This window comes from Streptomyces sp. NPDC003038 (genome assembly GCF_040611115.1).
Classification (GTDB): domain Bacteria; phylum Actinomycetota; class Actinomycetes; order Streptomycetales; family Streptomycetaceae; genus Streptomyces.
Genome location: NZ_JBEXNN010000033.1, coordinates 17697 through 43024, shown reverse-complemented (window position 1 = coordinate 43024; position 25328 = coordinate 17697). Strand labels below are relative to the sequence as shown.

At 71.3% G+C, this 25328-nt stretch carries 17 protein-coding genes and 3 pseudogenes; 10 read left to right on the top strand and 10 right to left on the bottom strand.

The window, feature by feature from the left end:
• The first annotated feature begins 146 nt into the window (after window positions 1–146).
• The 3 genes and pseudogenes from ABZX75_RS28865 (at window position 147) to ABZX75_RS28855 (ending at window position 2989) form a co-directional block, all read left to right on the top strand.
• Window positions 147–944: a DUF642 domain-containing protein gene (locus ABZX75_RS28865; protein ID WP_355415588.1), complete on the top strand. Its 798-nt coding sequence runs from the start codon at window positions 147–149 to the stop codon at window positions 942–944.
• A gap of 44 nt (window positions 945–988) precedes the next feature.
• Complete coding sequence (locus ABZX75_RS28860; protein WP_355415586.1) at window positions 989–1675, top strand: hypothetical protein; 687 nt, start codon at window positions 989–991, stop codon at window positions 1673–1675.
• A gap of 265 nt (window positions 1676–1940) precedes the next feature.
• Window positions 1941–2989 (top strand): annotated as a pseudogene (locus ABZX75_RS28855) (LLM class flavin-dependent oxidoreductase).
• A gap of 71 nt (window positions 2990–3060) precedes the next feature.
• On the opposite strand, the gene ABZX75_RS28850 reads toward ABZX75_RS28855, so the two are convergent.
• Both ABZX75_RS28850 and ABZX75_RS28845 read right to left on the bottom strand, forming a co-directional pair.
• Complete coding sequence (locus ABZX75_RS28850; RefSeq protein ID WP_355415584.1) at window positions 3061–4731, bottom strand: tetratricopeptide repeat protein; 1671 nt, start codon at window positions 4729–4731, stop codon at window positions 3061–3063.
• A 110-nt stretch (window positions 4732–4841) separates the two neighbouring features.
• Window positions 4842–5804 carry an alpha/beta fold hydrolase gene (locus tag ABZX75_RS28845; protein WP_355415582.1) on the bottom strand — a complete coding sequence of 321 codons (963 nt, stop codon included), beginning with the start codon at window positions 5802–5804 and terminating at the stop codon, window positions 4842–4844.
• Between the two features lie 123 nt (window positions 5805–5927).
• On the opposite strand from ABZX75_RS28845, the gene ABZX75_RS28840 reads away from it, so the two are divergent.
• The 3 genes from ABZX75_RS28840 (at window position 5928) to ABZX75_RS28830 (ending at window position 9796) form a co-directional block, all read left to right on the top strand.
• Window positions 5928–6587 carry a TetR/AcrR family transcriptional regulator gene (locus tag ABZX75_RS28840; protein WP_355415580.1) on the top strand — a complete coding sequence of 220 codons (660 nt, stop codon included), beginning with the start codon at window positions 5928–5930 and terminating at the stop codon, window positions 6585–6587.
• A gap of 550 nt (window positions 6588–7137) precedes the next feature.
• A complete protein-coding gene (locus tag ABZX75_RS28835) occupies window positions 7138–8517 on the top strand; it encodes an APC family permease (protein WP_355415578.1) in 1380 nt (459 codons plus the stop codon).
• A gap of 85 nt (window positions 8518–8602) precedes the next feature.
• A complete protein-coding gene (locus ABZX75_RS28830) occupies window positions 8603–9796 on the top strand; it encodes an aromatic acid exporter family protein (RefSeq protein ID WP_355415576.1) in 1194 nt (397 codons plus the stop codon).
• Between the two features lie 50 nt (window positions 9797–9846).
• On the opposite strand, the gene ABZX75_RS28825 is transcribed toward ABZX75_RS28830, so the two are convergent.
• The 6 genes and pseudogenes from ABZX75_RS28825 to ABZX75_RS28800 form a co-directional block, all read right to left on the bottom strand.
• The gene (locus ABZX75_RS28825; protein ID WP_355415574.1) at window positions 9847–11085 is read right to left on the bottom strand and encodes a lanthionine synthetase LanC family protein; all 1239 of its coding nucleotides are present in this window, start codon (window positions 11083–11085) and stop codon (window positions 9847–9849) included.
• 106 nt (window positions 11086–11191) lie between these two features.
• Window positions 11192–11350 carry a hypothetical protein gene (locus tag ABZX75_RS28820; protein ID WP_355415572.1) on the bottom strand — a complete coding sequence of 53 codons (159 nt, stop codon included), beginning with the start codon at window positions 11348–11350 and terminating at the stop codon, window positions 11192–11194.
• Between the two features lie 29 nt (window positions 11351–11379).
• Window positions 11380–14106 carry a lantibiotic dehydratase gene (locus ABZX75_RS28815; RefSeq protein ID WP_355415570.1) on the bottom strand — a complete coding sequence of 909 codons (2727 nt, stop codon included), beginning with the start codon at window positions 14104–14106 and terminating at the stop codon, window positions 11380–11382.
• The gene (locus tag ABZX75_RS28810; protein ID WP_355415568.1) at window positions 14103–15014 is read right to left on the bottom strand and encodes a thiopeptide-type bacteriocin biosynthesis protein; all 912 of its coding nucleotides are present in this window, start codon (window positions 15012–15014) and stop codon (window positions 14103–14105) included. Before ABZX75_RS28810 ends, ABZX75_RS28815 begins: the two co-directional genes overlap by 4 nt.
• Before the next feature lie 41 nt (window positions 15015–15055).
• A complete protein-coding gene (locus tag ABZX75_RS28805) occupies window positions 15056–15850 on the bottom strand; it encodes an SDR family NAD(P)-dependent oxidoreductase (RefSeq protein WP_355415632.1) in 795 nt (264 codons plus the stop codon).
• Between the two features lie 297 nt (window positions 15851–16147).
• A pseudogene (locus tag ABZX75_RS28800) lies at window positions 16148–16273 on the bottom strand (DJ-1/PfpI family protein); the annotation flags it as partial.
• 26 nt (window positions 16274–16299) lie between these two features.
• Here ABZX75_RS28800 and ABZX75_RS28795 point away from each other — a divergent pair.
• Together ABZX75_RS28795 and ABZX75_RS28790 are read left to right on the top strand one after the other, a co-directional pair.
• Window positions 16300–16683 (top strand): annotated as a pseudogene (locus ABZX75_RS28795) (MBL fold metallo-hydrolase); the annotation flags it as partial.
• Window positions 16684–16930: 247 nt separating this feature from the next.
• Window positions 16931–19096, top strand: coding sequence for a catalase (locus ABZX75_RS28790; RefSeq protein WP_355415566.1), 2166 nt, complete (start codon window positions 16931–16933; stop codon window positions 19094–19096).
• A 122-nt stretch (window positions 19097–19218) separates the two neighbouring features.
• Here the strand turns inward: ABZX75_RS28790 and ABZX75_RS28785 are convergent, their stop codons facing one another.
• Together ABZX75_RS28785 and ABZX75_RS28780 are read right to left on the bottom strand one after the other, a co-directional pair.
• Window positions 19219–19491 carry a hypothetical protein gene (locus ABZX75_RS28785; RefSeq protein ID WP_355415564.1) on the bottom strand — a complete coding sequence of 91 codons (273 nt, stop codon included), beginning with the start codon at window positions 19489–19491 and terminating at the stop codon, window positions 19219–19221.
• 503 nt (window positions 19492–19994) lie between these two features.
• A complete protein-coding gene (locus ABZX75_RS28780) occupies window positions 19995–21557 on the bottom strand; it encodes a UvrD-helicase domain-containing protein (protein ID WP_355415562.1) in 1563 nt (520 codons plus the stop codon).
• Between the two features lie 535 nt (window positions 21558–22092).
• Between ABZX75_RS28780 and ABZX75_RS28775 the strand changes: the two genes are divergently transcribed.
• Window positions 22093–24204: a SpoIIE family protein phosphatase gene (locus ABZX75_RS28775; RefSeq protein WP_355415560.1), complete on the top strand. Its 2112-nt coding sequence runs from the start codon at window positions 22093–22095 to the stop codon at window positions 24202–24204.
• A 97-nt stretch (window positions 24205–24301) separates the two neighbouring features.
• Window positions 24302–25294 (top strand): GlxA family transcriptional regulator, encoded by a 993-nt coding sequence (locus ABZX75_RS28770; RefSeq protein WP_355415558.1) that lies wholly within the window; start codon window positions 24302–24304, stop codon window positions 25292–25294.
• Window positions 25295–25328 lie beyond the last annotated feature (34 nt).

The window sequence follows — 25328 nt, the reverse complement described above, 5'->3', positions numbered from 1 at the left end:
AGACAGTTCCGCCGTCTGCTGGTCACATCGCTGGAGACCGCGGTGCGGACCGCCCAGCAGAGAGGCTGACAACCATCGCACTGGGGCAGGACTGGCCGCTCAGGCACCGTCCCCAGGCTGCACGAGAAGACGAAAAGGAAACCCGAATGACGCAACAGAACCTGATCCAAAATGGCACCTTCGCCAGCCCTGCCCTGCCGACAGGCAACAAGGAGTGGCGAAACGCGACCCAGTACACCACGTTCCGCACGGACTCCTGGGACATGGTCAGTAGCGGGGGGTACGACCACCTGAACGCCACGTTCGCCAACCATCCCAAGGGTTACCAGGCCGTCGACCTCGGGGCGGAATACCTGCAGGGCGGCATCCGGCAGACCGTCAGCACCAAGGCAGGCGTCACCTACAAGCTGACCTTCGACTGCAGCCCCAACGAATGGTCAAGCTGCCTCGGCACGTCCAACCCGTTCACCGTGAAGATCACGGACGACCGGGGCGGACAGCAGATCGAGCAACGGACCTTCGACGCCGGGACGAATTCCGGGCCTCCCCCGAACGGGAGCGCCGACTGGCAGCGCAAGGAGTTCACTTTCAAGGCCGCCGGTGACCGCACCGTCGTCGCCTTCCACGGCACCGGACCCGTCGGCGGCAGCTGCCAGGCAGCCATCACCGATGTGTGCGTCATCGCCGTCGACGACGTCTCCCCGAAACCGGATGACTCCACCGGGACCAACAGCGGCACCACGGTGAGCGACCTGCAAAAGCAGCTCACCGATCAGCAGAACAAGGCCACCGACCTCCAACGGCAGCTCACCGCATGCCAGGACCACGCCCGTCAGCTCGAACAGGACGCCAAGGACGCCGCCGGGGAGTACGTACGCGGCAAGCGCAAAGGCCGCGAAGACGCCATGAAGCAGTGGCAGGACACCGGCAAAGTCACCCTCTGACCACCCACTGCCACGCACACGAGCAAGGAAGGAAGGCGCAGGACATGACCGACAGCCGAATCGACACCAGCAAACAGGACGCGAACGACAAAGGGGAGGCCCAGGGGCGGGCGGACGCCCTGGCGGGCAAGCCGAACGCGGCCCCACAGCGAGACGGCAGCGGCGGCGCGGACGACTACTACGCCGACGGTTACGAGTACGGCTACCGCCAGGCCCTGAGCAGCCAGAAGGGGGCACCCGGCAGAACGCCCCAGAACGGCGACGGGCAGAAATCCAAGCCGGCCGGCGACCAGCCAACCTTCGCGCACAAGGACGGGACAACGCTTCGGGTGGACCAGGTCGAAAAACCGATGATCGAACTGGACGACCCCAAGGACGCCGGTCTGGCGCTGCTCATCAGCTCCGGAGGCCAGGCGGTCGATCCGGGCCGCATCGAGCAGCGGATCACCGCACCGTCCGGCATGGTCTTCAACGACTACCTGTCGGCCACCTACTTCTCCCACGCGCCGGTTCCCGACGCCGAGCAGCCCTCATACCGGCTGGAAGACGGCGGTCGGGTCATGGTCATCACCGGCAACCCCCATGTGCGGACCAACGAGGCCGACAAGGACGGCTGGCTCTACGGCTTCACCGTTCGGGCCACCAGTGACGCCAAACCCGGCAAACGCAAGGACGGCAGGGCCGAAGTGGGCTCAGCCGAGCCCGTCGCCCTGATCGGCGCCATCGTCTGACCACGGCGGTTCACCGGCAGCAGCAGCCGGCCGAGGCGCGGGCGCGGCCACCACACGCCCCGCGCTCCGGCCGGCGGAACCCGCACGCACAAAGCAGCCAACCAAGGAAGGTACAGCGATGGTCGATGGCCGCCCCACGCCGACGGCTCGTCCACCGAGAGCAGTACACGGGCCGCGAGGATGCACGACAACCGAACGCACCGGCGCGGCGCCTCCTTCGCCCCGCCCGGTACAGGGCGAGCGCACAGGCACTGCCCGTGTTCCGCTGTCCGTACTGGACGCGGCCATGGTGGGCACGGACATCACCGCCGGCCAGGCACTGCGCGAGTGCGTGCAGCTGGCCAGGCTCGCGGACCAACGTGGTTTCCACCGGTTCTGGGTGACCGAGCACCACTGCACGCCGTCGATCGCCAGTTCCTCACCGGCCGTCCTCCTGGCCCATCTGGCCGCGCACACCGCGCGCATCAGGCTCGGATCGGGCGGCGTCATGCTGCTCCACCACACGCCCCTGGTCATCGCCGAACAATTCGGCACCCTCCAAGCCCTGGCACCCGGCCGGGTCGACCTGGGCATCGGACGGGCAACCGGCGCCAACCAGGCCACCACCGCCGCCCTGCGGCCCACCGGCGACCGCACCGCAGAAGACTTCCCGCGCCTGTTGACCGAACTCCTCCACTTCCTGCACGACGACTTCCCCGAAGGCCATCCGTACAGCCACCTCCACCCCGTACCGGGACCCGCACACGACAAGGCCACCGGCCAGGCCCAGTTCACCGGTCGGCCTTCGGTATGGCTCCTGGGCTCCAGCGAAGGCGGCGCCCGCCTGGCCGCCGAACTGGGCCTGCCCTTCGTCTTCGCCCACCACCTCGCTCCAGCAGCCACCATCGCGGCACTCGACGCCTACCGGGACTCCTTCCGCCCCTCGGCCTTCCTGCACCGCCCCTACGCCGCCATCAGCGTCAGCGCGTTCGCCGCCGACGAGGCCAAGGAAGCTCGCCACCACATCCTGCCAGCAGCGCTCACCGCGCTCCACGCACGCCTCGGCGAGCCCCCCGCCCCCTCCCCTCCCCGAAGAACGCAGAAGCCCGCAAGCTGCGCCCCTTCGAACACGACTTCGTCGAACGCCACCTCATGCACGTCATGCACGGCACTTCGGACACGGTGTGCGAACAGCTCGATGACCTCATCACCCACACACGAGCCCAGGAAGTCCTCCTCACCACACCCGTTCACACCCCCACCGCCAGACTGCGCTCCTACGAGCTGATCGCCAACGCCTACGCCATGCCACACAGCTCTCGCACCCTCACGTAGCACGGACGGCACTACCGGCACAGCACCAACTCAATCAGCGGCCCACGGGATCCCAGTAAACGCCCGCGCCGTCACGCCGCCAGCGCCGCCTCCACCACCGCCAGCTCCTTCTCCGGGTCGGGCGTGCGGGCCAGTACGTCGAGGTCGTCCTGGCTGTAGCGGGCGCGTACGTCCTCGCGCCAGCGCGCGGCGGCTGCACGCAGCGGCTCGACGGCCTCCGCCAGGCGGCCCAGCCGGTGCAGGACGAGTCCGTAATACCCGGCGGCCTCCGTCCCGTACGCGGAACCGGTGCCCTGTTCCCAGGCCGTGCGCAGAAACGGCTCCGCCTCGGTGTACGCGCCGCGCTGGGCCTTCAGTTTGCCCGCGAGCATGGCGTTCAGCGGGGACCCGTCGCCGGCCGCGCGCACGTACCAGCGCTCCGCCTCCTGGTAGTCCCGGTGGTGCTCGGACAGCCAGCCCATCTGGTTGCACGCGTCGTGGTGCCCCGCCTCGGCGGCCCGCCGGTACCACTGGTCGCGCAGCGCGGGCCTGCGCAGCGAGCCGTACAGCTCGGCGAGGTCGTACGCCGCCTGCGGGTCGCCCGCCAGCGCGGCGGGTTCGATCCAGCGGACGAGGTGACGGTCGTCCGCGCCGGCCCAGTCGCCGAGGATCTTCCCGTACGCGTAGGAGGCGTGGACGTCGCCCGCCTCGGCCCGCTCGCGCAGCCCGGGCAGTCGGCGCAGGTCCTTGCCGGGGGCGATCGCGCCGCCCTCGCGGATCGCGGCGATCCGGGCGAGCTGTTCGACGACGTCCTCGTCGTCCTCCCCGACCTCCCGGAACCAGCGTTCGGCCTCTTCGTACCGACGCTGCCGCTTGCAGAGGAGCCCGAGGTTCCACTGGGCGGGCGGGTGGCCGTCGGCGGCCGCGAGGCCGTACCAGTGCTCGGCGTCGCCGAGGTCACCGCGCTGCTCGTGCAGGACACCGAGGACGTACGCGGCGCCCTCGTAGCCCTCTTCGCGGGCCTGGAGCAGCAGGCCGCGGGCCTCGGGCCAGGACGCCTCGCCGCCGGTCTCCGTCAGGAACACGGCGTGGTCCACGCGGGCGGAAGCGCTGAGGGCTGAAGCCCTGGCGTAGTAGCCGGCGGCCTCGGTGGTCAGGCCCGGGTAGTCGCGGAAGTGCCGTTCCATGTCGAAGAGCGGGCGGAGCGCGTCAGCCGCTGCCTCCCCGTCCCCGGAGGCCTCGGCGGCGTCGAGCCCCGCCGCGACGCGGTCGAAGTCCTCGCGGATCGACTCGAAGAGCTGCGCCCAGCGGAAGACCGCGATGTCGCCCAGGTCGATGTTGCTCATCAGGAACTTCGGCGCCTCGTCGAGTCGCCCCTCGGCCGCGAGCAGCTTGCCGAGCTCGATCTTGCAGTCGAGGTTGCGGCCCCGTTCCCAGCCGCGCCGGAACCATTCGGCGGCCTCCGGATCGCCGTCCTCCTGGAGCAGTACGCCCAGTCCGTACGCGCATCCGGCGTGCCGGTCGGCGACGGCCCGGTAGAGGGCCTCCGCCGCCGGCCGGTCGCCCCGGATCTTCCGGTACCGGGCAAGGGTGTAGTGCGAGAAGGCGTCGCTGGCCGCCACCGCCTGTTCCCAGTACGGGATGCCTTCGTCCACGTGCCTGCGGAGCACGAAGAAGTCGGTGTGGCGGCGGGCGGTCTCGGCGTCACCAGCCCGCGCGGCGGCGACGAGCGCCTCTCCGTGGGTCTGTATGTCCTGCGTCATGCGGGGCATCGTGCCAGGTGGATCCAACGACCGCCGAATTGGCGGGTGTTGCCGCCCCGGCCTTCGCGTGCTGCTTGTTGCCGGCAACCGGCAGTTGGCCTCGTCCGGCGTTACGAGTCGACGGCGCCGCGGGCCGTAGCCGGGTCGAGGGAATCGACGCCCTCCATGAAGCTCAGCATCCGGGCGTTGACCAGGTCGGGGTGGTCCATCTGCGGTCCGTGGCCCGTCTGGGCGACGATCTCGGCGCGGGCGCCGGGGATCAGGCGCGGCACCCGTTCCAGCTGCCGCTTGGGGTGCACGAGCAGGCTTCGCTTGCCGAGGACGAGGTAGAGCGGGGTACGGATGGTACGCAACTCGTCCTCGGTCAGTGGCAGCGGCGCGGGGCGGCGGATCCGGAAGGCCCGGACGCCGGCCTGGATCCACGCGCGCAGTTCCGGGACGACGAGTACGGGCTGCTCCAACCAGGAGGCCAGCCGCGGACGCAGCGCCTTGGGGGCGAAAGTCGCGAAGAGGCTGACGAAGATCCAGACGAAGAAGCGCAGGCCGACCTTCTCCAGACCGCCCGGGTCGAGCAGGGTGACCGAGGCGAGCCGTCCGGGCCGGCGGTGTGCCTGGTTCAGCACCAGCCAGCCGCCGTAGGAGGAGCCGACGAGGTGGACCCGGTCGAGGCCGAGGGCGTCGAGCGCCTCGTCCAGCCACTGGGCGGCGCGCTCGGGCTGCCACATGGGCTCTCGATGGACGCTGCGGCCCGGGTCGCCGGGGGTGTCGAGCGCGTACACGGGGCGTTCGCCGCTGAGCGCGGGGGTGTTGGGGTACCACTGGGCCGAGCAGCCGCCTGAACCGTGGATCAGGACGACCGGCGTACGGGTCTCGGCGGCGGGCTCCGCGGGGCCGTACCGGTAGACGTGGGTGGTGCCGAAGCTCGTCTCCACGTCCGTCTCGTAGCGCGCGGGCGCGCCCAGCGCGTAGACGGCGTCGCAGGCGGCGAAGTACCGGTCGCGCAAGGTGTCGTTGACGTAACGGCCGATGTCGTGGCGTACGCGGGTGCGGGCTCGGGTCGTGTTCTCGGGCACGGGCCACCTCCGGGAGGGTCGGGGTTTTCGTAATACGACCGTACCATGATGTTGATACGGCGGTACCATAGAGATCCGGGAGCCGGATTGCGAACCCACCATCGATGGGCGGAGACACCACACATGCCAAAGCGCGTGGACCACGAGGAACGGCGAGACCAGATCGCCGAGGCGCTCGTCCGGGTCGCCGGAAGGCGGGGACTGCACGCGGTCGGCATGCGCGACGTGGCCGCCGAGGCCGGCGTGTCGCTCCGGCTCGTCCAGTACTACTTCCAGACCAAGGAGAACCTGCTCCTCTACGGGCTCCGCCACCTCACCGACCGCTTCACCGCACGCGTGGGCGTCCGCCTCCGCGCCGCCGGTACGGACCCGGGCCCGCGCGCGACCATCGAGGCACTGCTCCTGTCCTCCCTCCCGACCGACGAGGAGAGCCGCACCTTCCACCTCCTCTACACCTCGTACGCGGTCCTGTCCGTGACCGACGGGGCGCTGGCCGCCCAGCCCTTCATCGACAAGCCCGACGCCGCCGAGACCGCCCTGACCGGTCTGCTCCGGCAGGCACAGGAAGCCGGTCTGGCCGACCCCGGAACGGACGCGCGCACGGAGGCGATCGGCCTGCTCGCCATGGCCGCGGGCCTGGGCACCAGCATCCTGGTGGGCCAACGGGGGCCGGAATCCGCCACCGAGGTGCTGCGCCACCACCTGGACCGGATCTTCACGCCCACGGGAAACACTCCCCGCGCCCCGCATGACCGCGACGGCGCCACGGCGGACCGGTCCTGAGGAGGGTGAAGAGCGCGGCCGCGCAGGGGAGCCGGCAACGGGAGCGGCCAGTGCTGTGACCGGGAAGGTTTGCCGGTAAGCCCGCGGCGTCCGGTGCACTGCACTCGCTTCGCTCGCTCCGTCTCGGCTCTTCGCCCCATCCTTCGGATGCCGAGCTGCATCGCAGGGCGGAGGGCCGCAGCTCGTACTCTCGCGTACTCGCGCGGTCCGACAGCTCGGCCTCCAAGTCCTCGAAGAGGAGCCGAGACGCAGTGAGCGCAGCGAACGCAGTGCAGCGAGGTGCCGTGCCGGGCGTCGCGGGCCGGTGAACCTTTCCGGTCACAGCACTAGGTAGATCCACACATGGCGCTCCGCCGGAATAACCCGGTCGGCGCCTGCCCGCGCCCGCACGGTGCCGACCAAGGCCCACAGCGATGACGAAATGCCCCGTTTGGAACCGGCTTCAGCGGTCAGTAGATCAACGATTCCGCCCAGGCGGCACGCAGACTTCCCGTCCGCGCTGCCCGCCCGCGTCTTGTTTCCGTCCCGTCCCCGACACCCGACAGAACAGATGAGGCCGATGTCCCACCGTCCCGTCCCCACCGGCTCGCAGACACCGCTCCGCAAGGTTCTCACCACCCGCCTGCTGTACTTCTTCATCCTCGGAGACGTTCTCGGCGCAGGGGTGTACGTGCTGATCGGCGAGGTGGCGGCCAAGTCGGGGGGCGCGGTGTGGGTTCCCCTCACCGTGGCGCTCCTGCTGGCGCTCCTGACCGCCGCCTCGTACGCGGAGCTCGCCACGAAGTACCCGCGTGCCGGCGGAGCCTCCCACTACGCCACGCGGGCCTACGGACCCGCCGTCGGGTTCTTCACGGGTTACTGCATGCTGGCCGCCGGCATCGTGTCGGTCGCGGCACTCGCACGCGGCTTCGCCGGCGACTACCTCACCGCCCTCGTCTCACTGCCGGTCGTGATCGTCGCCGTCGCCTTCCTCGTCCTGCTCGCGCTGCTCAACGCGCGCGGCATCCGAGAGTCCACCCGCGTCAACACCCTCGCCACGCTGGTCGAGACGGGCGGTCTGCTGCTCGTCGTGGGACTCGGGGTGTGGATCGTCGCGCGGGGCGATGGCGACGTCGGCAGGCTGACGCGGCTCGGCACCGACACCGCGTCGCCCGTGGCGGCCGTTCTGGGGGGAGCGGTGCTCGCCTACTACTCGTTCGTGGGGTTCGAGACATCGGTGAACGTGGCCGAGGAGACCCGAGACCCGAGGCGGTCCTATCCACGGGCCCTGTTCGGAGCGCTCGTCACCGCGGGACTGATGTACGCCGCCGTGGGCGCCGCGGCTTCCGCGGCCGTGCCGACGGCCTCCCTCGCCGCCTCCGACGGCCCCCTGCTGGAGGTCGTCCGGTCCGCCGGAGCCGTACCACCGCGACTGTTCGCGTTCATCGCTCTGGTCGGTGTGGCCAACGGAGCCCTGCTCACCGGGATCATGACCTCACGGCTGGCGTACGGAATGGGCAGGGAGGGCCTCCTCCCGGGCTTCCTCACCCGCGTCCACCCGACCCGGCGCACCCCTTGGGCCGCGATCGCCGCAACCACGGCGGTGTCCGCCCTGCTCGCGGCCACCGGCGAGATCGACATTCTGGCCGGCACCCTCGTCCTGCTCCTGCTGGCCGTCTTCCTCACCGTGAACACGGCAGTACTGGTCCTGCGCCGAGACCGTTCCGCCCCCGTCGCTCACTTCCGGGCGCCTGCGGCCGTCCCCGTACTCGGCGCCTTGTCGTGCATCGCCCTGGCGACCCAGGTCGAGGCCAGGGTGTGGGCGCGGGGGCTGGTCCTGATGGGCGTGGGCGTCGCCCTCGGCGTCCTCACCCTCTGGCGGCGACGGCGTACCGGGGCGGCGGCAGCAGAGGCAGTAGAGCGGGAAGTCCCCGTGCACGGCGGTCACTGACTGCGGCAGGCCTGCCCGGCCCCGCCCCGCAGTTGTTCGCCCACGAGACGAAAGGACGAAGACCTCGCACATGCGATGGTGGCGGTTGGCAGTCCAGGAAGCCCGAGCCGCACGCGGCGCTGTCCGGGCCGCGCTACGGGAGCCGGGGCCGGAACGCAATCAGGCGATCCAGGCACTGAAGGCCGCGGCAGCGGCCGTCCTGGCCTGGGCCCTCGCCGGCTGGTGGTGGGAGGCGCCGATGGCCATGATGGCGCCATGGTCGGCCGTCCTCCTCGTACGGGCCACCGTGTACCAGTCCGTGCGCTGCGCCGGGCAGCAGTTCCTCGCCATCGCCGTGGGCACGGTCACGGCGGCGGGAGCGGCGACGCTCACCGGGAACACCCTCGCCGCCATGATGCTCGCCCTCCCCCTCACCGCCCTGGCCGGCAACCACCCGAGGTTCGGTGAGTACGGGCTGTCCGCGTCCGCGACGGCCGTGTTCGTCCTCACCTACGGCACGTACTCGGGCGCGGACATCGGGTACCGGCTCCTCGAATCGATGCTCGGCTCCCTGATCGGCGTCGCCGTCAACGCGCTCGTCCTGCCGCCGACCGATATGCGCCAGGTCGAGCAGTCCCTCGAACACATGCGCCGCCGTACCGCCGACCTCCTCTCGGCGATCTCGGACGGCCTCGGGCAGGTCCACGAGGACCGCACCGCGGAATCGTGGCACGCGGAGGCCCGTAGCCTCGGATCGGCTCTCACCGCACTGCGCAACGCACGGCACCACACCGGCGAGAGCCACCGGATGAACCCGGCGGTTCTGGTCCGCGGCTGCGACGCACTGCCCGAGCAGTGGTGGGACGAACACTGGGAGAGGCTCGCCGAACACGTACGGGCCCTTACCGGCACACTCGTCCACGTATCGGAGAAGGCGTCCCCGCCCCTGCCGTGTCGAGCGGTCACCGACCTGGCCGAGGTCCTGGCCGCGTCGGCCCGCCTCTGTGAGATCGAACCCGTCTCACCCCGGGAACCACGCCCGCCCGGGTGCCCGGAGTCCGACGAAGTGTGGCGGACGGCATGGGACGCGCACGACCGGCTCACCCGGCACGTCGCGGGCACGGACTGCGCCGGGGCCGCCACGATCGGAGCGCTGTCAGCCCATGCGCGGCAACTGCTCCAGGAACTCCACCACGCACGCGGACGCGCCTGTGAACCGCAGGCGCCCGCCCGTCACGGGATCCGGAGGCGCCGGCGCCGATCGCGCCGCAGGAAGCGCCGGCTGACCACGGCGCCCTGATCCCGGAGCCGCCGCCCGCGAGGGCTCGCTCGCTTCCCCACCGGTCGCGCTCATTCGAGGCCGATCAGTGGCATCCAGTGCCGGTCCGCCTGCCGAAGGGTGACGAGGAGGACGGCCAGGGTGCCGGCGGCGCCGGTGAGCAGGGACATGTCGGTGCGGGCCAGAGCGGTGACGGCGTCGAGGCGGGGTGTGAGGCCGGCGAGAAGGCGTGCGCGCAGGGCAGCGGCCTCGCCCGGCCCGCCGGTATGGCAGAAGGCTTCGGTCAGGGCGAGCATTCCGGCAGAGCCGTGGCAGACGGCCAGGCGTGCTCCCGCCGGCTGCTCGTCGACCAGGTGGTCTTCTTCCCGGTAATGCCGGCATACGGATCGGAACGCGATGCGGGCCAGTTCACGCGCCGGAGTGCTTTCGGGGTGGCCGGCCCGTTCCAGGGCTCGGCCGGCCTGATGGAGGGCCCATGCGATACCGGGTGTGCCGTAGCACCAGGCCTGGCGCCTGGCGGGCTTTGCCGCGCGGCGGTCGGCGACCGGCCATCGGATCATGCCGTCCCGGTCGCTGGGGCCCTCCGTATGCGCGATGAGCCATCGGGTGAGGCGGGCCAGTGCCTCGGCTACGGCGCCGTCGCCGGGCCGGACCCGCAGGGCTGCGGCGAGAGCGACGGCGATGCCTGGTACTCCGTGGCCCAGGCCGGTGTTGACGCGGCCGTGGCACCAGGAGTTCAGCACGTCATCGCGGTAGGCCCCGATGCGCAGGCGGTTGAGGTCCTCGGCGTCGCACAGACGTGTGAGGTGTGCGGTGACGGCATGGGCGCGACGCATGCCGTCGGGGTTGAGGCTCTGAGCGAGGAGGACGCCTGAGGGGCCGCTGATCAGGTCATAGTCGGTGAAGGCGACGTGTTCAGTGGCCCAGAGTCCTTGTCTCCCGGCCGCATCGAGAGTGGCATCTGCTTGTTCCGCGACGGAGTCGAGGGCGGGCAGAAACGGGGAAAGGAGCCGAAGTCCCGCGAGCCGGGCGGCGAGTCCGCCGTTGTGGAGGCCGGGGTGTTGGGGCGCCGTGGACAGGCGGCGGAGCCACATGGTCATGGCCTCGGCGGTCAGGTCATCAGGCGTGCGCTGATGCAGGAGGACGGCGACCAGTGCCGGCCCGCAGTCGAACCGCACCTGGTCGCCCGCCCGCAGCCAGTGCCCCAAGGAGTCTCGGGCGGCGGCGATGACGTCGTCACGAGCCGCGTCGGCAGCGGGCGGCACCGGGGCCGGTAGCTCGGTGGGGACGGTGCGGGCACAGGGCTGCATGCGGTGGCTTTCGTACTGGACGTGGGGGCGGGCGGGCCGATGGCCGGTCCGGACACTGCCGGGCCGGCCATCGGCTGTCTTCACTCGCGCTGGTGCGGGGAAAAGGTCAGCCGCACTCAGTGGTCAGGCACTGGGTGTAGGTGCAGAACAACAGGGACACGGTCTGTGCGCCTTCGGCGGGCTCGGGCAGCGACAGTTCCTCGACCTGGGTGTGAAGGCTCTCGATCAGTTCGTCTACATCGTGGAGTTCGAGCGTGGGGGGCATGGCTTTCTCCTTCTGTGAGCCGGTTTTCCTCATGCCACCGGGGCGGAGTTGCCTTCGGTGGGGTCTGTGGGGCCCACACCGGCCAGCCTCGCGGCCAGCGTCCGGGGCGCGGTGTCCAGCGGCAGACGCAGCAACAGCTGGGCGGCGAGCCGGTCGGCGGGGCGGTCGGCAAGACGGCTGGCGGGGCGGCCGGCAAGGCGGTCGGCCGGGCGCGCGCTATCCGCCAGGAGCAGGTCGTCCGGGCCGGGCAGCATCTCCTCGACCACCAGGTCCTTGTCCGGCGCCAGACGTGCCAGCCGCTCCAGCGCCCGGACGGCCGCAAGGCTCGCCAGGTCCGCGGGTACCGGCTTGGCAGCTGCTTCGGCGGCGGCGAACACGAAGCGGGGCAGGCCCCGCAGCCGGGTCAGCTCCTCCAGCGCGCGCACCTTGTCGAGGGGCGGTGCGTCGGGGTGCCACAGCTCCTCGCGGCGTACGCGCCATTGGGCGCGGGTGACGACGAGGTCGTCGCCGATCGTGATGCGGGGCAGATGGTCAAGAGCGGGGAACGCGGCGATGGCGCCGCCGAGACGGATCGCGCGTGCCGGCACCGGCGTGTGGGCGGCGGTCAGCAGCGTCAGGACCACGTCCCAGGGCGGCAGCGGGGTACGAGTGGCGTGGTAGACCGGCCATACCGGCCGGCTTTCGCTCTCCGCCACGATGCGCTCGCCTTCCCGGCGCATGGTGATGCGATGCAGTGGCAGGTACTGGCCGTGCTGACCGTCGGGGTAGTAGGCGGCGGGATCGCTGTCGCCCGTCCAGCAGGTCGTGTACACGGGCCGGCGTACCGCGTTCGCCGCCCGTTCGGACAGTGGCGGAACGAGTACCTCCACGAAGCGTCCGCCGAGCCGGCGTTCGAGCTCGCGCAGAAAGTCGCGGTGGGCCTGGGTGTCAGGATCCGGACCGTGCAGCTGTTCCAGAGCCGGCCGGAAGCGCGCGTCGAGTCGGCCGGCCGGCCCCGCGGTCTCCACAACGGCGACCGGGCCGTGAGCAGGGGCGGGCAGCGGGTGCAGGAGACAGTCGAACGGCCCGAGGATCGGGGCGGGTGGTGCGCCCAGCTCATCGAGTAGATCGTCATCGACGACGAACGCCTCACCGGCGTCCCCGGCCCGGACCCCCTTCCCCACCCGGCCTGCGTGATCGGCGATGCGGCTGAGCAGACGCCCGTACGGCGACTGCGGCTCCTCGCCGCCCGCGTGCGCGGCGGGCCACCCCCCTGCCGGATGAGCCGATGCCGTCCAGCCGGGGTGCAGGTCGAGGAAGCTGCGGATGATCTCGCTGACAGGCCGGGCGGTGGTGTCGACCAGGTCGAGGACCGGATGCGTGGCCCGGCGGCCTTCGCCACGTACGAGGGCGGCCAGACGGAAGGCAGTCGGCATGGCGGCCTGCGCCCGTCCGGCGGCTTCCGCCGGAACGTGAGCCGACAGACGGCGGTATACGTCGGTGAACGAACCCGGCCGTGACGCGGACGTGGCTGCCTCCGAGCACGCGGACCCGGCGATGTCATGCCAGCCGGTCAGCGTTTGTGCGGGGGCCGCGCGTTCCTGCAGGAGGCCGAGGCCGACGAGATGGGAAACGAACCCGTCCAGCGCCGTCCGCCGCTTGTCGTCCCCGGCAGGGAGCAGGGTGCTCAGGAGGACCTCGCGGCTCATCGGACCGGCCGTCAGGGCGTCGGTGACCGCGCGGAGCACAGGTGACTCGGTGAGGGTGAGCTGCCGCATCCGGGTGCGGTCGGCCGGATCCGGTACCCAGCAGGCGAGTTGGCTCGCCTCCCGCCAGTGCAGGCCCGTCAGGGACAGCCGGACCGCGGCGGGATCCGTGGCGGCACCGGTGGCCGCGTCGAGCTCGCCCGCCGCGTGGACGTTCGCCACCTCATGACACGCGTACGTCCCTACGCGTGGCAGTGGGCCGGCGGCAGTCTGGGCCGCCAGCAGCGGGGACGCCCATGAGCCGTCCGGTGTGGCCGGGGTGGCGAGGAAGTGCGGCCGCAAGGGCAGCATGCCCACATGGCCCAACCACGAGCGTGGTGTGGTCTTCAGACAGGCCCGGCCGACCAGGCGCCACAGGTGGTCGCCCCGCGAGCGCAGCCGCTTGCTCTCCCATGCCTCGCCGCCGGCGAGTCTGCGGGTCACGTCCTCGGCGGCCTGGCCGTCCTGCGCCAGGACGGCGAGTCCCGAGGGCGAGGACCGCAGCAGCCGCCAGCCCAGGTCCCGGACACGGTCCTGCTCCTCACCGAACGCGGACACCAAGGCTTGCCGGGCGTCCTCCGCCTGCCCGGCCAGTTGCAGCACCGATGCCAGACGGAGAGCCGCCCCGGATTCTCCCAGCCCGCGCAGCAGCAGGGCGCCCCCGTGGACGAGGGCTTCGTCGAGGGGGAGGCGGGCGGCGTGGAGTGCACGGCGCAGTGCGATCAGGGTGCGGCGGTCGGGCCGGGCCAGCGTGGGAAGCGGGATGATCGCCTCGCTCAGCCAGGAGGCCAGGGCGCGAGCGTCAGCGGTGAAGAGATCGTGGCGGCGGCCGGCGTCGGCGCACCGGGCGAAGAGCTCGGGGCAGCCTCCCTGCAACCACAGCCCCACGGGCAGACCTGCCAGCCGAAGCAGCGCCCGCTCCGCGACGACCGGGTTCGGCGCCCGCTCACCGCGAGCTTCGCCCACCGCCACGGCCGTGGCCCCCGCCGTGCTCACCGCGCCCACCGCGCCCACCGCCAGAGCAGGCCTCACTGTTCCTCCCGCAGGCTGTCCGCAGGGTCGGCGAGAGCCTCGGCGAGGAGTGCCTGGGTCAGAGCGGGCAGAGCGGCCCGGTTCCAGTGGAAGACGGTATAGAAGGCGGCCGCCCGGCGCGGCCCCATGGTCGCCGCAGGGGTGTGGAAGTACTGGGTGCGCCAGCGCTCACCATCGCTCAGTACGGCGGTGCGGTGGCGCTCTGCCACCGCCTGCGCCCATACGGGCAGCCGCTCACGCAGCTCCTGCGGGCGCGCCCAGTAGGACGCCGCCCCCGCGGCGGCCTGCGCCCGGCCCGGCAGGCCCCGCATCTGCGCCGACAACTGCCGGCCGGTTTCCCGGCGCACCAGCTCCCACACACCGCGGTCCTCCCACCCCACGATCTCCAACGCGTCCAGGACGTCCCGGAGCATCAGCAGGGATACCGCCCAGGAGGCGACGGGCTGCTCGCCGCGCCGGCCATGGATGTCCAGCCACGCCAACGAGTCGTGGGTGAAAAGACGGTGGGCGTGTTCCATCGCACTCGGGCCACCGAAGAGCTGGGACTCCGCCTCATACAGGCCGTGGGCGACGTTTCCACCCGCGTAGGAGCCGGCCCACGTCTCGACGCGCGCTCTCAACGCCTCGCGTTCCCCGGTGCACGCTTGGAAACGCACGCGCAGGCCCGGCGGCTTGTGCATGAAGAAGAAATTCCGCGCCAACCCCTCGTCCAGCAGCCCAGCGGCGACGTCGGACAGCTCTCGGTACAAACCGATGCGGTCCGAGCTCGCCGCTTGGATACCGACCTGGATCCAGTCGCGGTCCGTGCCGGCGGCAGCGTGCACGGCGGCCAGACCGCCGGCCACGAACGCGTCGCGGACCGCTTCCCATTCCGGATCGCCGGTATGACCAGCGAGCAGGTGTCCCACCGGTACCGGCGTACCGCCCACTTCGATCACCGACCCCGCGGTCACAGGCCACCGGCCACACGCAGTAGTTCACCCGTCGTATTGCCGTTGCGGGCGGATCCGAGAAAGAGCACGGTCGACGCGACGTCATCCGCCGTCGACAGCCGGCCCGTCGCGGCCGGTTCCGCCACATGGTCCAGCACGTCCTGCGGAAGCATCCTGGACTTCTCCGTCAGCACCGCACCGGGCAGTACGGCATTGATGAGGATCCCGTCCCGCCCCAGCTCCCAGGCGAGACTCTTCGTCAGCCCGTGCAGCGCGGCCTTGGCCGCGGCGTAGGCGTGGACGCCCACCGCGCAGTCCTTCTCCAGTGTCATCCGCACCAGGGCGCCCTCCGCCTGGACTGAGGACACCGACACGATCCGGCCCCACCCCTTGCGGCGCATCGATGGAAGCACCTGCTGAACGGTGCACATCACCCCCTCGACCATGGGCCGCAGCATCGGCTTCCAGTCCGTCGCCGACAGGTCCTCGAACCGCTGCGGTGGCCCGTCCCCACGGTGCTGCGGCCAGGGGACCGCGTTGTTGATCAGCACATCCACGCCGCCCCACCGCTCGGCAACGGTCTCGACGGCGGCTTCGATCGAGACGTCATCCGCCAGGTCGTAGGGGGCCAGCAGGGCCTGAGCGCCCAGCGCCTCGACCTCCGCGAGGACGCGCTCGCCGGCAGCCTTGCGCGAGCAGTACGTCAGCGCCACACGAGCACCCTCGCGCGCCGCCTGTACGGCAACCGCCCGGCCGATACCCGACGTGGCACCGGTGACCATGACCACCCGGTCATGCAGACCAAGATCCATATCAAACTCCGCAGCCGCCGACCCGCTCGAAACTCCGAACCATCCGCACACAAAGTATCGACAATGTGACTCTACGCAACTGTCACGCTGCGTGTGGCGCGTCGGTTTCTTCCCGGTCTTCTTCGTGGCGGGGAGGTCGCGAACCCCGGCGTCCGCGGCGGGGTCGGCGCGTGCGGCTTCGCCCTCGCTGACGGCCTTTCTCCGGCATCGGCGCCTGCCCATCAGGGCGCGCCGGGCCAACTCCGCGACGGGCAGTGGCGCGTGGAGGTTTTCTCGGGCCCAGGCGAGTACCTCGGCGAACCACCAGTGGGTGGTGGCGCGTCGGCCGTCGAGCAGACCGGCGGCGGCGAGTGCGAACGTGCCGGCGCAGTGGGCCGCGACCAGCGCGCCGCGCTCGTGTGCGGTGGTCAGCGCGTCGAGCACGGCAGGTGCCGGCGGCGTGCGGAAATGATGTGGTGCTCAGCCCCCACCATCCGGACAACACCATGAACGTGGGGCTGTTCGGCCCCGCCCGAGTCCACGACCACAAGGCGATCTACGAGAACGACCAGTGGACCGACCGCGACGCCGAAGGCTGTGAACTCGCCCCTTCCCTACGGCTGATCCGCACTCCGGGGCACAGCGCCGAGGACATCACACTCCTGGCGGGCACGGAGGAGGGCGTGGAGGCGTTCGTGGGCGATCTGTGGTGGCACCCGAACGGTCCGGTGGACGACCCGGTGGCGCCGGACCACGACGTACTGCGGACCTCTCGGCTCCGGGTGCTGGCGGCCGCGGACCTGATCGTGCCCGGCCACGGTGGTCTCTTCAAAGCCGATGACACCGCGCCACGCCAGGCGTCCTGGCCCGGGCAAAGAGCCTCCGGCCGTGAGGCGGTGTGCGCCCGTGGGGGCGGGCACTAGCCCGGATGGCGAATGTTGGGCGTTTGCGAAGTTCCATCCCGGTTAGTCGTGTAGCCGAGGCACGTATGTTCCCCCAGCCGTCCGGGAGAGATTCATGCAGGAGCGTTCCGCTGACCATTCCGCCGCCGAGGACACCGCTCAGGACCTGCCAGGCCGTCCGGGCAGGGAGAGCCCGCCCATGGCTGAGCCGACGGTTCCCCGGGATCCGCTGCCGCCGAAGCCCGACCAGTCCGGTCCCGAGGCGGTGTCCCCGACCGGCAAGCCCACCGGCGCCGGCCCGGCGTCGCGCGCGCAGGGCGGAGCGTACCTGACCACCGCGCAGGGAGCGCGTCTGTACGACTCGGACCACTCCCTCAAGGCCGGGCCTCGCGGTCCGGTCCTGCTCCAGGACCACCACCTGCGCGAAAAGATCATGCATTTCGATCACGAGCGCATTCCGGAGCGCGTCGTCCACGCCCGGGGCGCCGCCGCGCACGGCGTCTTCCAGGCCTACGGCACGGCATCCGCGGTGACCAAGGCGGCCTTCCTGGGCAAGGACGTGGAGACGCCGGTGTTCGTACGGTTCTCCACCGTCCTCGGCTCGCGCGGGTCGGCGGACACGGTGCGTGACACCAGGGGGTTCGCCACCAAGTTCTACACGGACGAGGGCACTTTCGACCTGGTCGGCAACAACATCCCGGTGTTCTTCATCCAGGACGCGATCAAGTTCCCCGACATCATCCACGCCGCGAAGCCCCATCCGGACCGTGAGATCCCGCAGGCCCAGAGCGCCCATGACACCTTCTGGGACTTCGTCTCCCTGCACACCGAGGCCACCCACCACACCCTGTGGAACATGTCGGACCGCGGCCTGCCGCGCTCGTTCCGCATGATGGAGGGCTTCGGCGTCCACACCTTCCGCCTCGTCAACGCCGAGGGCGAGACGGCGCTGGTGAAGTTCCACTGGAAGCCCAAGGCCGGCGTGCACTCCCTCGTCTGGGAGGAAGCACAGATGATCAGCGGAATGGACCCCGACTTCCACCGCCGCGATCTCGCCGATGCCATCGAGGCGGGCGCCTTCCCGCAGTGGGAGCTGGGCATCCAGGTCTTCCCCGACACGGAGGAGCAGACGTTCGAGGGCATCGACCTGCTCGATCCGACCAAGATCGTCCCGGAGGAGCTCACTCCGGTCCAGCCCGTCGGCCTCATGACGCTCAACTCGAATCCGACCAACTTCTTCGCGGAGACGGAGCAGGTCGCCTTCCACCCGGGCCACCTCGTGCCCGGAATCGACATCACGGACGACCCGCTGCTGGCCGGCCGCCTGTTCTCGTACCTCGACACACAGCTCAGCCGCCTCGGCGGCCCGAACTTCGCTCAGCTCCCCATCAACCGTCCGCAGACCCCTGTCAACGACATGCTCCGCGACGGCATGCACCAGACCGCGGTCCACGCGGGCGCCGCCCCCTACCGGCCGAACTCTCTCGACGCGGGCTGCCCGTTCCTCGCCGGCGCCGACAACGGGGCCTACGTCGAGGTGCCGCGGCCCCTGCCGGCGGCGCAGAAGGTACGTGAAGCCCCCGCCTCCTTCGCCGACCACTTCAGCCAGCCGCGACTCTTCTGGAGCAGCCTGTCGCTGGTGGAGCGTGAGCACGTGATCGCCGCTTACACCTTCGAGCTCGGCAAGTGCTTCGAGAAGACCATCAGGGAGCGGAACCTCCAGGTCCTCGCCAACATCGACCCCGTGCTGTGCGCCCAGGTGGCCGAAGGCCTCGGGCTGCCGGCGCCGAAGCCGTCCGAACCGCCGGCCGCGGTCACGCCCAGCGCGGCCCTGACCCAGCTCGGACGGGAGTGGCCCGTCATCGGGCGCGTCATCGGCATCGTCGCCGACGACACGTGCGCGGTCGGCGACCTGCGGTCCCTGCGGCAGACCGTCCTGGATCAGGGGATGGTCCCGCTTCTCATCGGCCCCAGCGGCAAGGACCTGCAGGACGGCAGCGGCGAGCCGCTCGAGGTGCAGCGGACCTTCGCAACGGCGCGCTCGATCGAGTTCGACGCCGTGCTCCTCGCCTGCGCTCCCGCGCCCGCGCCCGACGCCTACGGGGCCCGGGACGCCCGCGCCGGCTCCCCGGGCCCGGAGCCGGCCGCCGTCGACCCCCGCGTCGTGCTGCTGGTCGAGGAGGCGTACCGCCACGCGAAGGCCCTGGGCTGCTGGGGCGACGGCGAGCAGGTTCTCGCCGCCGCCATGTGCCCGCCGGACGCCGCCGGGGTGGTACGGGCGGACGACGGGTCGGCCGCCCTGGAATCGGTCGTCGCGCTGCTGCCCTCCCATCGGGTGTGGGAGCGCTTCGCCGCGGCCGGTTAACGACGCGGCGCCCCGGGCCGCGACACGACCGCCGAGGACGGAGGGCGGCAGGCCGAAGGCCCTGAGACATGGTGCTCAGGGCCTTCGCAGGACGCGGGCGCGCGTCTCGTACCGGCCGGGTTTCATGCCCAGGGAAGGGTGGCGGCTGTGATCACGGTGGCGGTGGACAGGGTCAGCATGACCACGTGGATCCGCCAGGACCGGTCGGGTCCGCCGGTTTCCTCGTCGGGTACGGGTGAGGTGGCGTCGGCCGTGGCCGTCCGCGGGTCGGCCGGGCGGGCCGGGCCCTGACCGGTCACGGCGCAGTGGGTGTGCTGGGTGTTCCGGTCGGGTGCGGCCTGTGGCGGGTAGGCGGCCTCGGCCCGCGGGTGCGGAATGTGTGCGTGGGTTTCCACGTGGGGCACAACGTGCGTGCGTTCGGGTGGCAATGGCCTGGCGGGGGCTGAGATCGAATTGAGATGGTCGGGAGTCGACGCCTGGCCTGCGGGAGTCCGCTCCAGGGCGGCGCTGTCCACGAGCCGCCGCGTGGGAAACAAGCGAGCCGCGCGGGAAGCGAGCCGCGCACGGAGCGGCGCTCCGGCTCGGAGCGCCGACAGCAGCAGCGCCGTCGCCTCCAGGCCGCCGTGGCACCGCTTGAGGCCGCCGACCCGGGACGCACCGGCCGGCCCTCACCTGCCCCAGGCATGAGTACGCGTACTCATGCCCGGGGACGCGGCAGGCGGGAACAGTGGTCATCATGACGACTTCGCCCGCGGTGCAGCCATAGCGCACCGACGACAGCACCGTCGGCACGGGCGGTTCCGGCTGCGCCGCTTTCGGCCTGGTCCTCCTGGAGGTCTTGGCCGTTCTGGGCGTACTCGGAGCCCTGTTCGCGGCGTCGTTCCACCTCGCCCGCGTCTCACGTGCCTGCTCGTCGGCCGTCCGTCCGCCACGTGCCCAGCAGGTCCCAGGGCGACGCTGATCCGGCCGACTCTCGCGGCGCGCGCCTGCCACCCGGGTTGCCTTGGGGGTGCTGGTTGATCCACGACAGGCCCCCGAGATCGAGCTGATGGCGTGCGCGGGTGACGGCGACGTAGGCGAGGCGGGCCTCGGCGCCGTCGATGGCGCCGGGCAGGGGATCGCCGTTCTCGTCGGTCTCCTCCTGGTCGGCGGGTTCGGTGAAGTCCTCGCCGATACGGACGGAGTCCCATTCTCGGCCCTTGGCCTTGTGTGCGGTGGAAACGACGATCTGGGCGCCCTGCTCGGCGGCGAGTCGGTCCACCGCGTTGAGGATGACGTCCACGCCGTGTTCATCGACGAGGTCGACCAGCGGCAGCAGGTCCCGCCCGGAGGGGTCGTATTCGGCGTACTCCTGGAGTTCGCCCCAGGAGTCGAAAAGGATCAGTTCGGGGTGGGTGCTGCGTTTGCCGGCCTTCAGGTCGCGGGCGGCCCTCGCGAGTGCCCTCAGGGACTCTCCGCCACCGACGAGGGCGACACGGCGGCCTTGATCGAGCAGGCGCATGACTTCCACCATCGCGCCCACATTGGAGCGGCACAGGATCGCGTCAGGCTGCTGGACGCGCTCCAGACGGGTGTTGATCGCGGTAGTGCCGGCCAGCCGGATGGGTGCGTCCACGATGCCGAGCCACCGGTTGGCCTCCTCGGCGAGTGCGGGGCCGAAGCGGAACGACTGGGACAGCGCCAGCTCGGTGCCGTCGAATCCGCTCATCACGTCCCGCGCTCCGCGCCAGCCGTAGATGGCCTGGGCGGAGTCACCGACCATCACCAACTGGGTGTGCTCGCGCTGGTCGTTGAATACCTTCTCGACCACGGGGTTCGTGTCCTGGGCCTCGTCCAGGAGCAGAAAGTCCGCGGCGAGGCGCGGCTCCGTCAGGGCCCAGTGCTTGAGGTAGTGGTCGTGGTCGAAGCGGACGGCGCCTTCTTCGGGGTTCTCCAGGTCCTTCCATGCCCGGTTCGCGTACGGCAGGACGAGGTCGACGAGCTGGGCGTGGAGGTCTTCGGCCTCGATGCCGCGCAGACGCGGGACGTGATGGCGCCGGATGGCGGGGTCGGCGGACTGGCAGAAGCGGGTGACGGTCCGCAGCACGGTGTAGGAGAGGGCCTTGTTGGTGACGTTGCGCTCGCCGATGCGGACGCGCATGGTCAGGCCGATGCCCAGGGCCGCGCCGGTCTTCCACCCCGGAACGCGCGGCGCGTTCATCCGGTTCTTGAAGCGGTGACCGACGGCGGCGTACGCCAGCGAGTGCATCGTCCTGCACAGCACGTTGCCGGGGAACTTACGGGCGGCCTCGGTGGCGATGGCCTTGTTGAAGGCGATGTAGCGGCCGCCTTTGCCGGTGCTGGCGGCGATCATCGACAGGGTCGTCGTCTTGCCCGTTCCCGCGCCGGCCTGCAGGACGAGGTGGTCCCCACGCCGGAAGGTGTCGATCGCGTCGTCCTGTTCAGCGGTGGGTGCGGGCATGGTGCTCCTCGAAGGGTGGCTACGGGTTCACAACGCCATCGCAAGGTGACACACCGGGACGTCTCATGTCCGACGATCACCGAATCCGTACCCGCCCTGCGTACCTACCCGACGGACCTACCCGACGGACCCACCCTGCGCACGAAGGCACGCGACCCCCTCCCGTACGCGCCGGTCGCGTCCGGGCGGCGACGTTGGTCACCGCGCCGCGGCCCCGCCCGGCCTGGCGGGCAGGGGGCGGGGTGCTCGCAGACCGGAACGCAACCCGATCGGCCCAGACGGCGCTGCCGGGAGCTCCTTCCCCTCCTACGCTGACTGGATGAGCATCTGGTTCTCCGCCCGTGGGACGGTCCGGCGCGCCGGGGAAACCGCCCGGAAGGGCGAGGCCCGTGGGCGGTCCCGGCCGCGGGGAGTGACCTCCCGGTGAAGTGGGGTGGGCAGCGGACCGTTGGACATCGCGGCCGCCCCGCTCCGGGGGCATGCCGGCGGCCCCGCCGCGTTCCGTGCCCGGAGCCCAGTACACCGGGGGTGCCCGATGGTCGAGAGCGGTGACGCTGTCGCAGGGCTCGATGCCGCGCTGATGGAGACGGTACGGCGCACGGGTGCCTCGGCCGGCGGTCTCTACCTCCTGGAACCCGACCGCCAGCTGCTGCGGCTGGCCGTGATGTGCGGCGTACCGGTTGAGTTCGCAGCACCATGGACCAGGGTTCCGGTGACCGCCCCCATGCCGGCTGCCGACGCGGCCCGCGAAGGCCGGCTGGTGTGGGTGGGGAGCCGGGAGGAACTCGCGCGGGCGTATCCGCGTGCCGCCCTGGCACTGCCCTATCCGTTCTCGTTGGCCGCCGCTCCGGTCGCCTCGGAGCGCCGGGAATGGGGCGTACTGCTGCTGCTCTGGCCGGCCACGCATCCGCCGCACATGAGAGCGCGAGAGCGCGGTCACATCGCCTCCAGCTGCCGCCGTCTGGCCCGGGTACTGGAGGAGGCGGCCCAGGCCGGGCACCCGATCCTCGCCGGCCAACAGCCGCGCGCACTGCCAGCCCCCGACGCGGTCCGGCGAGGCGGGCAGCCGGCGCAGGCCGCCTCGGACTTCGCCGAGCGACTGCCCGGCGGGTGCTGCGCCCTCGACCTGGAAGGCCGCATCACCTTCGTCAGCGACACCGGAGTGGAGCTGTTGGGGCGAAGCGCCGAAGGGCTGCTCGGGACGCTTCCTTGGCAGTCGCTGCCCTGGCTGGACGATCCGGTCTACGAGGACCGCTACCGGGCCGCGGTGATCAGCCGTCAGCCCTTCACCTTCACGGCGTGCCGCCCGCCCGATCTGTGGCTGGAGTTTCATCTGTTCCCGGACCCCAGCGGTATCAGCGTGCGCATCATCCCCGTAGGTACCGGCGCTGCGCCTTCCGCCGCGTCCCCGGCAGCGCCTCCCGCCGTGCCGGCCCGGGCAGGGCAGCTCTACCAGCTCATGCACCTCGCCTCGGTTCTGACCGAAGCGGTCGGGGTGAGGGACGTGGTCGACCTGGTGGCCGACCAGATCCTGCCGGCCTTCGGCGCCGACGGCCTGGTGCTGTCGGCGGCCGACGCGGGCCGCCTGAAGATCACCGGGCACCGCGGATACCCCGCGCACGTCATCGAGCGGCTCGACGGCCTTCCGCTGGACACCTCCTTCACCCCGGCCGGACAGGCCCTCGCCAGTGGGATCCCCTCGTTCTTCAGCAGCGCAGAGGAGATGGCGCGTATCTATCCCGAGGCTCCACAGGTCAGCGGCAAACAGGCCTGGGCCTTCCTGCCACTGATCATCTCCGGTCGGCCGGTCGGCTGCTGCGTCCTGTCCTACGACCAGCCCCGCGACTTCCCCGCGCAGGAGCGGGCCGTCTTGACCTCGCTGGCCGGGCTCATCGCCCAAGCACTGGACCGCGCCCGGCTGTACGACGCCAAGCACGACCTCGCCCACGGCCTCCAACAAGCCCTGCTCCCCCACGCCCTGCCCGCCGTCGCCGGGGTCCGGGTCGCCGCCCGCTACCTGCCCGCCACCCGCGGTATGGACATCGGGGGCGACTTCTACGACCTCATCCGCCTCAGCGACACCACATGCGCCGCGGTCATCGGTGACGTCCAGGGCCACAACGTCGCCGCCGCCGCGCTCATGGGACAGGTCCGCACCGCCGTCCACGCCCACGCCGCCGCAGGCGCGGCGCCCGACGAAGTCCTCGCCCGCACCAACCGTCTTCTGACCGACCTCGACCCCGGCCTCTTCACCTCCTGCCTCTACGCCCACCTCGATCTCGCCGGCCGGCGCGCCACCCTTGCCAGCGCCGGCCACCCGGCGCCGCTCCTGCGACATCCCGACGGTCACTGCCGGGTCCTCGCCGTTCCGCCCGGACTCCTTCTGGGCATCGATCCCAGCGCCACCTATGCGGTGACGGACATCGCCCTGCCGTACGGGTCCGTCCTCGCCCTGTACACGGACGGCCTCGTCGAAACCCCGGGCACGGACTTCGACGACTCCGTCGAGAACCTCGCCCGCCACCTCGCCGACGCCACCGACGAGAACATCGAGAGCCTGATCGACGTCCTCCTCCGCCACGCCCGCCAGGAGCCGCGCACCGACGACATCGCGCTGATGCTGCTCCAGACGCACCCCCTCGTATGAGGCTGCCATCGGCGGGCGACTTCCCTTGCCAGCCGCTGTCCGGATGTGACAGGGAATCGTCATTGCGGTCACAGGTGGTGGCGGTGACGATGGGTTCATGCCCATTCCGCACCGTGTCGTCATCGCGGTCTTCCCCGATGTAGATCTTCTCGACGTCACCGGCCCGGCCGAGGTCTTCGCGCTGGCCAACCGGGAGACTTCGGGCCGAGCCGGCTACCAGGTCCGCCTGGCCGGGCCGGCCGCCGGCGAGGTGCGGACGTCGGCGGGGGTGCGCCTGATCGCCGATCTGGCCTTCGACCAGGTCGGCGGACAGGTGGACACTCTCCTGGTGCCCGGAGCGGTCGACATGACCGACGACGGCCCCCTCGCCCGCATCGACACCGATGTCGTGGCGTGGGTGAAGGAGACCGCCCCGCACGCCCGGCGGGTCGCATCGGTGTGCGTGGGCGCCCACGTACTGGCCGCGGCCGGACTCCTCGACGGCAGGACGGCGACCACCCACTGGTCGACCGCCGCCCAGCTCGCCGCCGACTACCCGGCCGTCACCGTCGACCCGGATCCGATCTTCGTCCGCACCGACCGCGGCCGCGTGTGGACCGGGGCCGGGATCAGCGCCTGCCTGGACCTCGCGCTGGCCCTGGTGGCCGAAGACCAGGGGGAGGACGTTGCCCTGGCCGTGGCCCGGCAGTTGGTCATGTACCTCAGGCGGCAGGGCGGCCAGAGCCAGTTCTCCGTCCCGCTCAGCCGGCCCGCCGCCTCCCGCCGTGACATCGACGAGCTGCGGCTGTGGATCGCCGACCACCTCGACGAGGACCTGTCGGCCGAAGCCCTGGCCGTCCGGATGCGCCTGAGCGAGCGGCACTTCGCCCGCGTCTTCAAACAGGAGACCGGTGCCAGCCCCGCCGCCTACGTCGAAGCCGCCCGGGTCGAAGTGGCCCGGCGCCTCCTTGAAACCACCGACTGCCCGCTCAACCAGGTCGCAGCCACGGCCGGGCTCGGCTCGGCCGAGACCCTGCACCGGGCCTTCAAAAGGCAGCTCGCCACCACCCCCGCCGCCTACCGCCGGCGCTTCCGCACCCAGACCACCTGACCCTGATCCACGTCACCCGCGTCACTCCGTACGC